The 15,717-nt window shown below is 53.6% G+C and carries 14 protein-coding genes, 1 tRNA gene and 1 riboswitch; of the genes, 2 read left to right on the top strand and 13 right to left on the bottom strand.

What is annotated here, in order from left to right:
- Positions 1-68: 68 nt before the first annotated feature.
- The 8 genes from ACR0QW_RS03475 to ACR0QW_RS03440 form a co-directional block, all read right to left on the bottom strand.
- Positions 69-569: a metallophosphoesterase gene (locus tag ACR0QW_RS03475; protein ID WP_432642331.1), complete on the bottom strand. Its 501-nt coding sequence runs from the start codon at positions 567-569 to the stop codon at positions 69-71.
- Positions 548-1,141, bottom strand: a complete 594-nt coding sequence (gene rdgB, locus ACR0QW_RS03470; protein ID WP_432642330.1) for an RdgB/HAM1 family non-canonical purine NTP pyrophosphatase — start codon at positions 1,139-1,141, stop codon at positions 548-550. Before rdgB ends, ACR0QW_RS03475 begins: the two co-directional genes overlap by 22 nt.
- Before the next feature lie 282 nt (positions 1,142-1,423).
- Positions 1,424-2,068: a coenzyme F420-0:L-glutamate ligase gene (locus ACR0QW_RS03465; protein WP_432642329.1), complete on the bottom strand. Its 645-nt coding sequence runs from the start codon at positions 2,066-2,068 to the stop codon at positions 1,424-1,426.
- Positions 2,061-2,597 carry a hypothetical protein gene (locus ACR0QW_RS03460; RefSeq protein WP_432642328.1) on the bottom strand — a complete coding sequence of 179 codons (537 nt, stop codon included), beginning with the start codon at positions 2,595-2,597 and terminating at the stop codon, positions 2,061-2,063. Before ACR0QW_RS03460 ends, ACR0QW_RS03465 begins: the two co-directional genes overlap by 8 nt.
- Positions 2,594-3,016, bottom strand: a complete 423-nt coding sequence (locus ACR0QW_RS03455; RefSeq protein ID WP_432642327.1) for an acyl-CoA thioesterase — start codon at positions 3,014-3,016, stop codon at positions 2,594-2,596. The genes ACR0QW_RS03460 and ACR0QW_RS03455 overlap by 4 nt, the downstream gene beginning before the upstream one ends.
- A 141-nt stretch (positions 3,017-3,157) precedes the next feature.
- Positions 3,158-3,232: transfer RNA gene (locus ACR0QW_RS03450), tRNA-Arg, on the bottom strand.
- A 108-nt stretch (positions 3,233-3,340) separates the two neighbouring features.
- On the bottom strand, positions 3,341-5,032 hold the full coding sequence (gene leuA, locus ACR0QW_RS03445; protein WP_432642326.1) for a 2-isopropylmalate synthase: 1,692 nt from the start codon (positions 5,030-5,032) through the stop codon (positions 3,341-3,343).
- Positions 5,033-5,444: 412 nt separating this feature from the next.
- A complete protein-coding gene (locus ACR0QW_RS03440) occupies positions 5,445-6,620 on the bottom strand; it encodes a phosphoribosylaminoimidazolecarboxamide formyltransferase (RefSeq protein WP_432642325.1) in 1,176 nt (391 codons plus the stop codon).
- 49 nt (positions 6,621-6,669) lie between these two features.
- Positions 6,670-6,748, bottom strand: a riboswitch (ZMP/ZTP riboswitch).
- Positions 6,749-6,918: 170 nt separating this feature from the next.
- On the opposite strand from ACR0QW_RS03440, the gene ACR0QW_RS03435 reads away from it, so the two are divergent.
- Complete coding sequence (locus tag ACR0QW_RS03435) at positions 6,919-7,833, top strand: 4Fe-4S cluster-binding domain-containing protein (RefSeq protein ID WP_432642324.1); 915 nt, start codon at positions 6,919-6,921, stop codon at positions 7,831-7,833.
- Between the two features lie 84 nt (positions 7,834-7,917).
- Here the strand turns inward: ACR0QW_RS03435 and ACR0QW_RS03430 are convergent, their stop codons facing one another.
- The 4 genes from ACR0QW_RS03430 to ACR0QW_RS03415 form a co-directional block, all read right to left on the bottom strand.
- Complete coding sequence (locus ACR0QW_RS03430) at positions 7,918-8,571, bottom strand: hypothetical protein (RefSeq protein WP_432642323.1); 654 nt, start codon at positions 8,569-8,571, stop codon at positions 7,918-7,920.
- Between the two features lie 154 nt (positions 8,572-8,725).
- Positions 8,726-9,688 carry an Rpn family recombination-promoting nuclease/putative transposase gene (locus ACR0QW_RS03425; protein WP_432642322.1) on the bottom strand — a complete coding sequence of 321 codons (963 nt, stop codon included), beginning with the start codon at positions 9,686-9,688 and terminating at the stop codon, positions 8,726-8,728.
- Positions 9,689-9,910: 222 nt separating this feature from the next.
- Positions 9,911-11,134 (bottom strand): dicarboxylate/amino acid:cation symporter, encoded by a 1,224-nt coding sequence (locus tag ACR0QW_RS03420; protein ID WP_432642321.1) that lies wholly within the window; start codon positions 11,132-11,134, stop codon positions 9,911-9,913.
- Positions 11,135-11,164: 30 nt separating this feature from the next.
- Positions 11,165-12,325, bottom strand: coding sequence for a UxaA family hydrolase (locus ACR0QW_RS03415; protein WP_432642357.1), 1,161 nt, complete (start codon positions 12,323-12,325; stop codon positions 11,165-11,167).
- Positions 12,326-12,811: 486 nt separating this feature from the next.
- Here ACR0QW_RS03415 and ACR0QW_RS03410 point away from each other — a divergent pair, with 486 nt between their 5' ends.
- Entirely contained in the window at positions 12,812-13,798 is a 987-nt protein-coding gene (locus tag ACR0QW_RS03410) for a LysR family transcriptional regulator (protein WP_432642320.1), read from the top strand.
- A gap of 12 nt (positions 13,799-13,810) precedes the next feature.
- On the opposite strand, the gene ACR0QW_RS03405 is transcribed toward ACR0QW_RS03410, so the two are convergent.
- Positions 13,811-15,709 (bottom strand): ABC transporter ATP-binding protein, encoded by a 1,899-nt coding sequence (locus ACR0QW_RS03405; RefSeq protein WP_432642356.1) that lies wholly within the window; start codon positions 15,707-15,709, stop codon positions 13,811-13,813.
- Between the last annotated feature and the right edge of the window lie 8 nt (positions 15,710-15,717).

Here is a 15,717-nt window from a genome sequence, read left to right as displayed (position 1 = left end):
CCCCTTCCAGGGGCGGGAGACCGTTGCGTTTTGCAATGGCGGCGGATGTTCCCAGATCCGCACTTATCTTATTCTTTCACTTCTACCACTTCGAACTTGGGCTTTTTCCCTTTTTCCAGCGTCAGGATTCCAAAACTGGGCACCCCATTGCGGGGTCGACTGGGACTGCCGGGGTTCACCAGCAGGATGCCTTCTTCTTCCATACATACAGGCACGTGGATGTGGCCGAAGATCACCACATCGGCGTGTTTTTCTTCCCCAAAATAGAAGAGCCGGCTCCAGTCATTGTACCGCACGTACCGATGGCCGTGAGTCATGGCCAGGGTAAAGCCCAGCTGCTTCGTCACCAGTTCGGCCGGGGCCCGGTCGGTATAGCTGTCGCAGTTGCCGCACACAGCATACACGGGGATACCGGTTTCTTCCTCGATGTAAGGAGCATCCTGGCTGTAATCACCGGCGTGGAGCCACAGATCCACTTCTCCTGCCTGGTCCAGTACCTGATGCAGGGCATGGAGATCGCCGTGGGTGTCACTGACCACCCCGATTCTCATTTGTTCATTTTTTTCCATTGGTTCACCAGCTTGCGGATGGCCTTGGCCCGGTGGCTGATACCGTTTTTCTCTTCCATGGTGGCTTCGCCCAGGGGCTTGTGCAGTTCCGTGGACCAGAACAGCGGATCGTAACCAAAGCCGTTGGTTCCATGGGGTTCATGCAGCAGGATGCCGTCACAGATCCCGGCGCTTTCCAGCAGGATTTTCCCTTCGGGATTGGCCACGGCCAGGGCGCAGAAAAACCGGCAGTTGCGGCGCACCTGCAGTTTCATATTGGCCAGCAGCAGATTGTTGTTCTCTTCATCAGTGGCATCCTCGCCGGCATACCGGGCAGAACGCACACCGGGAGCCCCTTTCAGGCTCAACACTTCCAGGCCGGAATCGTCGGCCAGACAGATCTTCCCCAGGGCTTTGGCATAGTACCGGGCTTTCAGGCGGGCATTGGCCGCAAAAGTACGGCCTGTTTCCTCGGGTTCCGGCACAGGGGGATAATCGCTGAGGCAGGTAAAGGTGATGCCGAGTTCATCCATAAGCGATTTGAACTCCTCTACTTTACCCAAATTATGGGTTGCGATTACAACTTCCAACATCCAATTCACCTACCTTTTCTACAACCTTTATTGTACCGATAAAAACAGGATAAATCCAGTCAAAAAAGAAGGATATGGAAAAAATATTTTCCATATCCTGTCGTTGTCCCTCTGGCAGGCCCGGGATGGGTCTACCGGGCGATATTTTGCCTTCGGCAAAAATCTTGGTAGACCCCTACGAATCCATACGGTATACCATCGGATGTTCGACGAAAATCCGTAGGGGCGCACCAAGACCGGCGAAGCCGTGTCGCCCGGTGCGCCCATCCCTGGCCTGAGGTTTTAATCGATATAGTTTTTAATGACGCAGATCGGGGTCTTCTGGCTGTCATTGCCAAAGGGGTTGTTGATCAGAATCCGTTCCACCTTGCGGGGATCCACACCCCGGGTGCATCCCAGGCAGCAGGACCGTTTCAGGTCGTTGACGTCGGCCACAGCCGCACCGAAGCAGCCCAACCCTTCTTTGATACTTTCGGATACCTTCACCGGGTTCTTGGGCCCCAGCACGATGTGCTTATCATAGGGAGGCATGGTCCCGGTGATATCATCGATCAAACGGGCCTGTTCACCGCCCATCATATAGAAGACGCCGTTCTTGCCCACACATTTTGCGAAGAAGCCGCACACCACAGCGAACAGCACCTTCAGGGTCCCGGATTCGTTCAGCAGGCTCTGCATGGCGGACCAGTTGCCGATGCTCCCGATACCGGGGAACAACTGGCTCAGCACTTTGGCTGCAAAGGAAATCTTCAGGCTTTCAGGACGGATAGCCCGGTTTTGGGTGATGGCCACCACACTTTCAGCTACACATACCACATCACGGGGGCCGATTTTGTCCCCGCCGAATTCCCGTACTGCGTCCACGATGTTGTCATGGACCGTCAAAATCCGGGTCGGAATCGGAATGATTTCATATTTCTCAGCCATTGTAGGCACCCCCCAGTTTCTTCAGTTCATCTGCAAACACCGTGAAGAAGAATTTCCGTACGTAATGGGCTTTCCGGCCCACGCCGCATACGAAGATGCAGCTGTCCATATCCACCATATGCTGCAGCAGATCGCGCATATCCTTACCGTTGCGGGCATGGAGAGTCAGGGTGACGATCAGTTTCCATTCAGACCATTCTTTCAGCACCAGAGCTTCGAAATAATGGTCGTCACGGCGACGGTCGCTCTTTTCCACATTGCCTTCCGCCCAGGCATCCGGGAACTGTTCCTGAGGCAGGTAGGGCCGTACGAAACAATCGGTGATGGCGGCGCTCTCCTGGCACTTGTTCCGCAGGGGAACTTCAAAACTCAGGACCGCTGTATCATGGTCCAGATGGTCCAGTTTCAGCGGAGTTTTTTCTTCCATCACTACCCGGGTCGCATCGGTAGGTTTCAAGGCGGCATAGACGATCATTACCAGCAGCCCCAGCACGCACAACCCCAGAATCAGTAAAATCACATTGATCATGCTTGGATCTCCCTTTCTTGAGCAGCCAATTGCTGCAATTTGTCAAAATATTCCCCTCTCAGCCGCTCCGGCTTCCCTTCCAGGTTCACAAACGCATTCCGGGAAGTGCCTTCCACCAGTAAGGCACCATCGTTCTTCCGGAAAATCTGATACCGGAATTCAATGGTAATGCGGCTGACTTTCACCAGGGTGGTCTGGACTTCATAGATATCATCGAAACGGGCCGACTGCCTGAAATGGGCCTGGACATCCACAATGGGGATCATGTATCCGGCCTTCTGCAAATCGTTCAGATTGATGCCCGCCTCGCGGAAATACGCCACCCGCCCGGCTTCGAACCAGCGCAGGTAGTTGGTATGATGGACCACCGCCATCAGATCCGTTTCTGAAAAACGCACGCGATCAGTGATTGTAACCACGGCATAACCTCTTTTCTCTCGCACTGGATTGACAACTTTTTTATTATAGCACGTTTTGTCTTTTTCGTCTGTCTGAAAAAAGGTTCCGTGTAACAAAAAACCTCATACCCCGCTGACGCGAACTATGAGGTAATTTTTGAATGGTACGCCCGAGTGGAATCGAACCACCGCACACGGCTCCGGAGGCCGTTGCTCTATCCACTGAGCTACGGGCGTGTTTACCGAACGAATGTAATTATAGCACAAGAGGTTAGAAGATGCAACTTTTTTTTAAGATAGCTGAAATGCCTGCGGCTCCAGCCACTGGTAGCCAGTGACTGTGCCTTATTCCTCCCCTGCAATGGCACGGTTGATGGCGTTTACGATGCCCAGAAGGGAAGCGGTGTTGATGTTGGGATGGATGCCTACACCGAAGATGTGCTTGCCATCCGGTTTTTTCAGTTCAATGTAGGAAATGGCCTTGGAATTGGACCCCTGGCTGATGGCGTGTTCATGGTAGTTGATGAATTCGAACCCGTCCACCCCGATTTTGTTCAGAGCGTTGAAGAACGCATCGATGGGCCCGTTGCCGTCACCGGTAATGTGCATCTCGGTGCCGTCAGCCTTGATATCCCCTTCAAAGGTGGTACTGGTGTTCTCATCGCCGTCGTGGTTATCGTACACCTTATGGGCTTTCAGTTCATACTTGCCACTAAAGTCCACGTACTTCTTGTTGAACAGTTCCACGATCTGGGTAGCACTCAGTTCATCTCCGTATTCATCGGCAGCGGCTTTGACCATATGGCCGAATTCCGGATGCATCTCCTTGGGCAGATAGTACCCCACAGCCTGCTGCATCACAAAGGCTGCACCGCCCTTGCCGCTCTGGCTGTTGATCCGGATGACCGGTTCGTACTCCCGGTGGATATCCGCCGGGTTAATAGGCAGATATGGAACTTCCCAGTACCGGCTGTTGGTATCCGCCATATATTTGAACCCCTTGCGGATGGCATCCTGGTGGGACCCGGAAAATGCGGTGAAGACCAGTTCCCCGGCATAGGGATGACGCGGTTCCACCTTCATCTTGGTCACCCGTTCACAGATCCGTTTGATCCGGTTGATATGGGAGAAGTCCAGTTTCGGATCGATATTGTGGGTGTACATGTTCAGAGCCAGGGTGACGATATCCACATTGCCGGTCCGTTCGCCGTTGCCGAACAGGGTCCCTTCTACCCGGTCAGCGCCGGCCATCAATGCCAGTTCAGTAGCAGCTACGCCTTCACCTCTGTCGTTATAAGGATGCAGGCTGATGATGGCACGATCCCGATCCTTCAGATGACGGATGAAGTATTCGATCTGGTCAGCATAGGTGTTGGGCGTGGACATTTCCACAGTGGAGGGCAGGTTGATGATCACCGGGTTTTCTTTGGTGGCACCCAGGGTATCCATGACAGCTTCACAGATTTCCACAGCATAGTCGGTTTCGGTACCGGTGAAGCTTTCAGGGGAGTACTCATAGCGGATATTCATGCCGCTCTTGGCCACTTCCTTTTCGGTCAGTTCCCGGATCAGTTTGGCCCCATCCACAGCGATTTTGGTGATGCCTGCCATGTCCTTGCGGAACACGATTTTCCGCTGCAGGGTGGACGTGGAATTATAGAAGTGGATGATGACATTCTTGGCGCCGTCCACAGCTTCGAAAGTCTTCTTGATCAGTTCGGGCCTGGCCTGAACCAATACCTGGATGGTCACGTCATCGGGGATGTAGTGATCCTCGATCAGGGTCCGGAGGATTTCGTATTCCGTATCGGAAGCGGAAGGGAATCCCACTTCGATTTCTTTGAAGCCGATTTTCACCAGGGTGGTGAACAGCAGCAGTTTTTCTTCCAGCTGCATTGGAGTGACCAGAGCCTGGTTGCCGTCACGCAGATCGACGCTGCACCAGACGGGGGGCTTGGTGATCACTTGATCCGGCCAGGTACGGTCGGGCAGGCTGACACCTTGAAACGGGATATACTTTTTAATGGGCTTATGCATAATCAATTCCTCCTTGGTTTTCCGAGGCGGGTAAAAAATCCCCGCCCCTCATGAAAATGAAGGGGCGAGGATAAAATTCCACGCTGTACCACCCTTGTTCAGCCGACTTACGCCGACCCTTTCGCCTCTCACGTTCGCTGTAAGGCTAAGGTCTGTAACGGGACCTCCCGTTCCGGACTACGTATCACCCGGACGACTCTGGAACCAGTTATCATTCAGGATTGAACCGTCGGCTCGCAGCACCTGCCGACTCTCTGGAGATTCAGCATCCTGATCTTTTTTCCTTCGCAGTCATTGTTGGTTACATTTTTGAACTTGATGGTGCTTATTATAAACGGTTTTATAACCTTTGTCAACAGTTTTGTGGAAAAATGTTTTTGTGAAGGACGTGGAAAGATGCACGCTCCCATGATCAATGATGGAACAGGCGGACGCCGGTCATGGCCATAGCGATGCCATACTTGTCACAGGTGTCGATCACGTTCTGGTCACGGATGCTGCCGCCGGTCTGGGCCACGTATTCCACGCCGCTGCGATGGGCCCGTTCGATATTGTCGCCAAACGGGAAGAAAGCATCGGAGCCCAGGGAAACACCGGTGTTCTGGGCAATCCATGCCTTCCGTTCTTCCCGGGTCATGGGTTCGGGTTTTTCGGTGAAGAACAGTTCCCAGGTGCCGTCAGCCAGTACATCTTCCCAATCGTCGGAAGTGTACACGTCGATGGTATTGTCCTTGTCCGGGCGACGGATGTCCGTCTTGAACGGCAGGTTCAGGACTTTCGGACATTGTCTCAGCCACCATTTATCAGCCTTGTCCCCTGCCAGACGGGTGCAGTGGATCCGGCTCTGCTGGCCGGCTCCCACGCCGATGGTCTGGCCATCTTTGACGTAGCACACGGAGTTGGACTGAGTGTATTTCAAGGTAATCATGGCGATCAGCAGATCCCGCTGTGCAGCTTCAGGGATATCCTTGTTTTTGGTGGGACGATCCTGCAGCAGGTCGGTAGTAATGTGGTCGTTGTTCCGTTTCTGTTCAAAGGTAACGCCGAAGACCTGTTTCCGTTCCAGTTCTTCCGGTTCGTAATCCGGATCGATCTGCACCACATTGTAGCGGCCTTTTTTCTTTGCGGACAGGATTTCCAGCGCTTCCGGTTCATAGCCCGGTGCAATGACGCCGTCGGATACTTCATGCTGCAGAACCAGGGCAGTGGCTTTGTCACACACATCGGACAGGGCCACCCAGTCGCCGAAGGAACTCATGCGGTCGGCTCCACGGGCACGGGCATAGGCAGCGGCCAGCGGGGACAGTTCCAGATGTTCCACGCCGTAGATTTTTTTCAGAGTATCCGTCAGAGGCAGGCCCACAGCCGCACCGGCGGGGCTTACATGTTTGAAGGAAGCGGCGGCAGGCAAACCCGTAGCCCGTTTCAGTTCCTTTACCAGCTGCCAGCTGTTGAAGGCATCCAGGAAGTTGATGTAACCCGGTTTGCCGTTCAGCACGGTTACAGGCAGATCAGCACCGCTGGCCATGAAGATCCGGGCAGGGATCTGGTTGGGGTTGCAGCCATACTTCAGTTTCAATTCTTTCATGAACGATTCCTCCTTAATTGACCAAATAAAAAAACCGCCCCGGGACCCACTCAGGTGCCCAGACGGTCGGCAAGCAAAGATCATGCTCCCTGTGGGTAAACCCACTTCCGTCAGTCACATGATCCGTTGCCCAAATTATAATATGAGAGGAGGGATGATGTCAATGGGATTCATTGCAGCCGCCAGAAAGTACACCACCAGCCAGAAGCGGCTTGGCTTCCTTCAGCTGATGGTACAAAGCTCATGGCCCTGTTTGTGGTATAATAAACACATCATACACGAAAGAAGGCTCTTTTTTATGACCCTTTGTACCCTTTGTCCCCACGAATGCCGGGTGGAACGGCCTGTCATCGACGGTGCGGCCGGCACCTATGGCTACTGCCGCATGCCCTGGCAGCCAAAAGCCGCCCGGGCGGCCCTGCACCTGTGGGAGGAACCCTGCATCAGCGGTACCAGCGGTGGCAGCGGTACGGTGTTCTTTTCGGGCTGCACCCTGCAGTGCGTGTTCTGCCAGAACAGTGAAATCAGCTGTGGAGGCAAAGGCTGGCCGGTAACAGCCGAGGGCCTGCGACAGGTATATCAGAACCTGATCACCCAGGGAGCCCACAACATCAATCTGGTGACCCCTAGCCACTTTCTTCCCACCATCCTGGAATCCCTGGAACCGAAACTGCCTGTGCCAGTGGTATACAACTGCGGAGGCTATGAAAAGGTGGAGACCCTGCAGCAGCTGGAAGGCAAGGTGCAGATTTACCTGCCCGACCTAAAATATGTAAATGAAGAAGCCGCTCTGCATTACAGCCATGCAAAAGATTATTTTGCAATCGCCACGAAAGCCATTCTGGAAATGTACAGGCAGACAGGGCCCTACCAATTGGACCAGGAAACGGGCCTTTTGAAGAAGGGTGTGATTATCCGTCATATGATCCTGCCCGGACAGACAAAAGACAGCAAACGGATCATCGACTGGGTGGCAGACCATTTCGGCCCCGGCGAAGTCCTGTTCAGCCTAATGCGGCAGTATGTACCCTGCAGCAAGGCTGCCAGCGGACAGTATCCGGAAATTGCCAGTCCCCTGTCTGATGAGGAATACCAAGAAGTAGAAGACTACCTGTTCCAGAGCCCTGTGGAAGACGGTTTCGTCCAGGAAGCTTCCAGCGCCGACAGTCAGTTCATACCGCTGTTCGACGGAACCGGGATCAAGGGGATGTGAATCCCCTTATCGCCCCCCGAAATAGTTCAGGAATATCAATCAAAAAAGAACTGCCGCACAACAATTTGCGGCAGTTCTTTTTGATTAAAACTTATATCCCATGGAATACCGTCCCCGATAATTCTGGGGGAAAATGGTGATATCATAATGGGCGTTGTCCAGTTCGTGAACGATTTCATGTTTGAAGGGTGCCAGGGCCAGATGCAGGACTTTGAAGGCCTTGCTGCCCCACATGGCGCCGTCATCAGAAATATCCACCTTGTAGCCGTTGCCGTGGGAGTAGGTCCCCAGGGCATGGTATCCTTTTTCAGAACCGCCGGTAATCACGAAAGTCACGTTGTTGCGGCGTGCCAGATCGTTCAGATGGTCCAGGAAAGCAACAGTGGATGCTTTGAAATGCACCGTATCCGTCACATCATTGCTTCTCCAGGGTGTATCCATCCCTTCCGCGCTGCTCCATTTGCGCAGGTTGCTTTTACCGAAATCTCTGCGCCAGGCATAGGCCTGTTTGGTGGAAATGGAATTGTAGACCAGCGGCGTATTTTTACTGGAAGTCCGGGTGCGAACCCGATAAGAAGAATTGGCGGCAGCAGAATAACTGGCAGTCTTATGGGCAGGAGCCGTAGAACGTACCCCGTAAGTAAAGGGTACAGCCCGCCGCACCATACCGGCAGCAGAAGCAGAAACGGAAACAGTCAGCGAAGAAAAAACAACAGCAGTCAGAACGAATTTATTCATGCGGCTCGCACATCTCCCAACGTTAAGAATAAAAATTATCGTTTTAATTATACACTTTTTTCGATATTTCCGCAAGGAGAGGGACAGCACGGAGAGGTCAGATTCGCTCGCTGCGCTCACTTCAAGATGTCAAAGCAAGCCTGCCGCCGTTCTTTTACAATATACCGTTTGACTTTCCTAATTCCCTGATTTGTTCCACCGATACCTTTGTAATGCGGGCGATGGTTTCCATAGAGATTTTTTCCCGCAGCATACCTAGGATATTTCTGTTTTGTTCCTGTTCAATTCCTTCCGTGCGACCTTCTGCACGGCCTTCCGCAAGGCCTTCCGCAAGGCCTTCTATTCGAGCTTCTTCCTGGCGTCTTCTGATTTCATCACTCAAAATCATATATTCTCGCCTCACTTTTTCCAAACCTTTGACCCGCTGGACTTCCTGGTCCACGCTTCTGACAAACTCCCCTTCCGGAGCTTTGCCATCCACGTAGCGGAGAAAGGCTACGATATCCGGATCAGCAGCATTTTCGCTGCCTTTACTATTTAAGAACACACGAGTCTCCTCATCATTTAATTTTACTGTATTATCCTCTTCACAGCAATGCGTGAATGTATAAATCGGTAGATTTGCGGCAAAGGGATCAAAGGTACAAATGAAGATTACATAGGAAGGGTTCAGTTTCTCATACTTCTCCCCTTTACCCAAAAGTTCCATATCAATCATGGCCTGGTAAAAACGGCTCCGTTTGGCCAGCCCATTGTTTGAAGCATTGGTGCACTGCATTTCGATGTCGTACACCCGGCCCTCCTTGTCTTCTACGTACACATCCAGTCGGATCCCCTTACTGACCAGACCCATATTGATTGTCTTTTCGTAATCCTGATAATGCAAGTCCTGGATTTTGATCTGCAGGATTTTCTCAATCATGTACTTACAGATCCGTTTGTTGCGAAGGACACACTGGAACATGAAGTTATCCAGAAAGGTCAGTTCTTCAAAGGGTTTGATTTTGTCCACGGATGATACCTCCTTAAAATGATTATGGAGATACCATTCGACAGGAAAGCAAAAATTCCTCCCGTCAAAAATGCAAGCCGTCATTATCGGCAATTTTACCGTCACATTTGGCAATCCAGAATGAAAAACCACCAGACCACAAAAGGCATCCCTTACTCTGCGGCCAGAATATTGGTGCGCTCAACACAGTCAAATCTTTCATAAGCAGTTAAATCCTGACACGAAAGGGGACTTTCGATTCGCAGGAATCGAAAGTCCCCTTTCGTGTCTAAGCAGCCATGATTCCACAGCTCCTTTTGACTATCAACAGACTTGTCCAGGCAGCCCTTATTCGTTCTTCAACGTTCCTTCGGTTTTGGCAATGACCACAGCGGAAGCAGCATCGCCTACGATGTTGGGAATAACCCGTCCCATATTCAGGATCCGGTCGATCCCGGCCAGCAGCCCGATCGCTTCCATGGGCAGATGGTCCGCACTGAGGACGATAGTCAGCATCACCAGCCCGGAACCGGGGATCCCGGCCGTCCCGATGGCAGCCAACGTGGCGGAAACCATGACCATCAGCTGATCGGTAGCACTTAACTGGATACCGAAGATTTCGGCAGTGAAGACAACAGCAACTGCTTCGTAAATAGCCGTCCCGTTCATGTTCATGACGGCGCCAAAGGGAATGACGAAGTTGGCAGTGTCTTCATCCACACCCAGGTTCTTGGTGCATTTCAGGTTAATGGGGATCGTCGCTACCGAAGAACAGGTAGCAAAGACGAAGGCCATAGCTTCTTTCATAGTCCGCAGGAAGCGCAGCGGTGAAATATGACCGATCATGCCTCCCATGACCCCTGCCTGCACTACGATGACATACAGGAAGCCGGACAGGTACAAAGCGGCAATGCATTTCAGATAAGGAATCATGATGGCAGAGCCGTTTTTCCCTACCACAGTGGCCATCAGACCGAACACACCATACGGAGTGAATTCCAGGACCCGGTTGGTCAGCTCGCCCATAACATCCTTGCCGACCCGGAAAATGTTCAGGAGGGGTTCACCCTTCTTTCCCATTTTCATCAGGCAGAAGCCCAGGATCAGGGCAAAGAAAATAATCTGCAGCAGGTTCTGCTGGGCAAGAGACTGGAAGGGGTTGGACGGAATGATATTGACCAGCGTACCGATGAGAGATACGTCCTTGTTGCTTTTCTGCACTGCCTGTACCGTACCGGACAGGTCCACCCCCGTCCCTACATGGAACAGGTTGGAGAAGAACAGGCCCACGACAATGGCAACCGCAGTGGAAATCAGGAAGGATGCCACCGTCTTGACACCCATACGGCCCAGTTTTTTCCCGTCCCCCACATCAGCTGCGGCGACTACCAGGAGGCACAGCACCATGGGTGCAACCACCATGGTCAGCAGCCGGGTCAGGATGGTACCCAGCGGATTCAGGATGGCAGCCTTTGGACCGAAAAACAGCCCTGCCAGGATGCCCAGTACAAACCCGATCATAATCCGGGTGAACAGACTCAAACGATTCCAGGGTTTACAGATAAATCCCATTTTGATTGCCTTCTTTCTTTTCCCGCTTGCTTACACGTACCGGCACACATGGTCCACCGCAATATCGGAGAACCCGTAGGCTTCTGCCTTGGTCAGTTTTCCGTTGGCCACATCATGGATTTCATCCACCAGTTCCCGGCCCATCTGCTTGTAGGTCTTTTCGCCCCGGACAATGGCACTGAGGTCTACATCCATGTTGTCTTCCATTTTCTGATACGTCCGTCCATTGGCGGTTACCTTGATGACCGGTGCAATGGCATTGCCGGTAGGAGTACCCCGGCCGGTAGTGAAGATGACAGCCTGGCAGCCGGCAGCCACCATGCTGGTCACGGAAGAAATATCATACCCTGCCGTATCCATTACCAGAGCGCCCTTTCGGGAAGGCTTTTGGGCCTGTTCCAGGACTTCCTGGATGGGGCGGGTGCCGCCTTTGCGAATGCAGCCCAGGCTCTTTTCATCCAGAGTGGAAAGGCCCCCGGCTTTGTTGCCCGGCGTGGGCTGCCCGGCCCGGCAGTCCTGTCCAGCCCCGGCCAGATGCTTTTCGTAAGCCCGGCAGACTTCAATGATCTGGTTGTGGATTTCAGGCGTTGCAGCCCGTTTGGCCAGGATGTGTTCCCCGCCGATCCATTCGATGGATTCACTCATCATACTGGTGGCGCCCAGATCCACCAGGATATCACTGGCTTCCCCTACAGCCGGATTGCTGGCAATGCCGCTGGTGGCATCACTGCCGCCGCATTCGATGCCCAGGAAAAATTCGCTCATGGGGAACTGTTCCTTCTGCTGCCGTCCCGCTTCCTGAGCCATATCCCGAGCTGCCCGTACAGCTTTTTCAATGGTCTTGAGGGTACCTCCCTCGTCCTGGATCCCGAAATCCACAACGGGTTTGCTGGTCATTTTCCGGATTTTCTCCGCCAGTTTGGCATGGCCGACAGTTTCACAGCCCAGGCCGATGATCACCACCCCATAGACATTGGGGTTGGTGGCAAAACCCGTCAGCACTTTCTGGCTCATCTCCGTGTTGGCTGCCACGTCGCTGCAGCCCGTATTGAAGATGATATTGACGGCGCCCCGCACCTGGCTGGCCACTACCCGGCAGGTTTCACTGCCGCAGGCGCAGGTGGGGAGGATCAGCACGTGGTTCCGGATGCCCGGACGGCCTTCTGCCCGCCGATACCCCCAGAAGGACATTTCCTTCAGATCCGCATCCCCTGTGGACTGTTTCGCCGTGGTTGTCCACTGTTCTCCAACCCGTTCCGCATCATAATCCCGGGGAACACTTTTTAAATTGTTATCATTGACCCAGTGCCCTTTGGCAACCGGAGCAACAAGTTTTCCCAGGCTTTCCCCATATTTCAGGACTTCCTCACCGACTGCAAGATCCTGCAGCGCAATCTTATGGCAGTAAGGGATGGTTTCTTCTGCCTTGACCGTACATTCCCGGTCTCCATCCCGATATACCACAGTGGCTCCCGCCGGAATTTCTTCCACACAGGTCACTACGTTATCTTTTTCATCCATTAATAGCGCATTGACTTTCATTGCATTTCCTCCCCTTTGGAATCTCTTTGCCATTATAATAGAATTTTCTGTACATAAAAGCAATTAAATGTTATTTACATATCTATAAATATGTTTTATACTGTTTTGAAACATCCAAAAGGAGGAAAATTCCCTGTGGAACTGGATAATGAATATATATTGACCATTGCCCGCTATGGCAGTTTTTCCAAAGCAGCAGATGTGCTGCATATGACCCAGCCCGCCCTCAGCATTGCGATCCGTAAGGCGGAAACCCGGCTGGGCATGCCTCTGTTCGATCGAAAAAAGCACCCGCTCCAGCTGACGGAAGCGGGTGCCATCTACATACGCGGACTGCGCAAGATCAGGACGGTAGAAGAAACAATGCAGCGGCAGTTAAAGGATCTGGCGGACCTGATTACCGGCAGTCTCCGAATCGGAGGATCCCATTATCTCAACGCCCATATCCTGCCCCCGCTGCTGACCCATTTCAGTTCGTCCTATCCCGGCATCCAGATTGATTTATTGGAGAGCAGCTCTGCCCATCTGGCCTCCCTGCTGAAAGAGCGCCAGCTGGACCTGACCTTCAGCTGTGATCCGGAATTCGTCGCGGCTTTCAGGCACTACCGGATTTTCCATGATACCATCCTCCTGGCCGTCCCCTCCGCTCATCCCTTTCAACAGCAATACGGGCAATATGCGCTTTCCGCAGAACAGGTAGCAGCCGAAAAATACCTGGAAGCCTCCTGCCCTGTCCTTCCTCTTGAAGCACTTTCTGCCCTGGACTATATCCTGCTCCGTCCAGGCAACAATCTCCATGACCGGGTGGCAGAACTCTTCCGGGCTGCAGGCTGTGTTCCCCGGATCAAGACCCAGGTTTCCCAGCTGGCCACGGCCTATCACCTGGCAAAAGCCGGCTATGCGGCGGCTTTTATCTGCAATCGGCTGGTCAATCCCTATGACAGGGGCCTGGCCTTTTACAAGGTGGGTCTGCCGGTTACCGATCGGGAATTTTTCCTGCTTTTGCCCCAGAAGGAATATACCCCACGGGCCGTGAAGGCCTTTATCCGCTTCTGCCAGGAATACCAGTCAAAAGATGGCGGGCAGGACGCCAATCCTCATCTGCATGATCTGGGTGTATGATTCCTTATACCTCTACTCAAGCTCGAATGCTCCGGTATACAACTGGTAGTACATCCCTTTCTTCGCCAGCAGCTGCTGATGGCTGCCCCGCTCAACGATCCGTCCCTGGTCCAACACCAGGATCTGGTCGGCATTGCGCACAGTGGAAAGCCGATGGGCGATGACAAAGACCGTCCTTCCTTCCATCAGGGCATCCATACCCCGCTGTACGATCTGTTCCGTCCGGGTATCAATACTGGAGGTTGCTTCGTCAAGGATCATCACCGGGGGATCGGCCACGGCAGCCCGGGCAATGGCCAAAAGCTGGCACTGTCCCTGGCTCAGGCTGGCCCCGGCACCTTTTAACACGGTATCATATCCATGGGGCAGATGGCGGATGAAAGCATCGGCTCCGGCCAGTTTCGCCGCTGCGATGCACTCTTCGTCAGTAGCCTCCAGCCGCCCGTACCGGATGTTTTCCAGCACGCTGGCAGTAAACAGCACTGTATCCTGCAGCACGATGCCCAGGGATTTCCGCAGGGACGGCTTCTGGATCTGCTCCAGGGGAATGTCGTCATAAGTAATGGTGCCTGCGGAAATGTCATAGAACCGGTTCAGCAGATTGGTGATCGTAGTCTTACCGGCGCCGGTAGCCCCCACCAGGGCAATCTTCTGCCCGGGCAGGGCATCGATGGTGATGTCGTGGAGGATGGTCTTGCCGGGCTCATATCCGAAATCTACATGGGCAAAGTGCACTTCGCCGGTGAGCGGCCGCAGTTCCGGCTGCCCCTCTGCATGGGGGATGGCCCAGGCCCAGTGGCGCACGCCTCTCCCTTCTTTCCGGGGCAGGGACTGCAGTACCACGCTGCCCCCGTCCTGCTCAGGCTGTTCATCCAGAAGGTCAAAGATCCGCTGTGCTCCTGCCATGCCCATGACGATGGAATTGATCTGGGGAGAGATCATCTGGATGTTGGTGGCGAACTGACGGCTCATACCCAGAAAGGGGATCATCACCGCCAGGCTGAAGAGCATTCCGGACACGGACAGATTGGGCACCTGATGTTCCAGGAAAAAGCCCCCGGCGCAGGCCACGATGATATAGATGAGGTAGCTCACGTTGTTCAAAATCGGCATCAGGGTATTGGAATACTGATTGGCCTTGCAGGAGGCTTCGTACAGTTCCTGGTTCACCCGGTCGAATTCCGCCCGGGCTGCCGCCTCGTGGTTAAATACCTTGATGACCCTGCTTCCGTTGATGCTCTCTTCCATGAAGCCTTCACAGGCGGCCAGCGTATGCTGCTGCTTCATGAAATAGGCAGCGCTGCGGCCTCCCACTTTCCGGGTGATGACGATGGACCACAGTGAACCGCCCACTACCACCAGGCTCATCCACAGGCTGTAATACAGCATGATAGCCAGGAGTGCGGTCAGGGTCACTGCCGTGACACACAGCTGGGGGAACGACTGGGAAATCATCTGCCGCAGGGCATCCACGTCGTTGGTGAAATAGCTCATGACATCCCCTCGCTGATGCTGGTCGAAATACCGCAGGGGAAGGGTTTCCAGATGACTGAACAGCTTTTCCCGGAGCCGGGCCAGGCTGCCCTGGTTCAGTATGGCCAACAGCTGGTTGTAGGTCACATTGGCCGCCAGGGAGATGATATACAAAAAGGCCAGGATCCGTACGCAGCCGAAGATCTCGCCCTGCACGTCCGTCCAGCCCAGGCCCAGGTCCCAGGCCTTCTGCAGGGCGGCCACCACCTTCTGCATGAAAATGGCAGGCAGGGACAGGATGCCGGCGTTCACCAGGATCAATACAAGGATTGTGGGCAGCAGCCGAGGATAGAAGCCCCACAGGGTGCGGAAGAACCGCCAGGCCAGGTGGAAGTTCAGGATATGGTTCGATTGGGCGGCAGGATGGGTTTCAGTCATGGTCTCTC

Source organism: Acidaminococcus sp., assembly GCF_050873445.1.
In the GTDB taxonomy this organism is placed as follows: Bacteria; Bacillota; Negativicutes; order Acidaminococcales; family Acidaminococcaceae; genus Acidaminococcus.
Note: the sequence above shows the minus strand (reverse complement) of the source record. Positions and strands in the feature narration are given on the sequence as shown.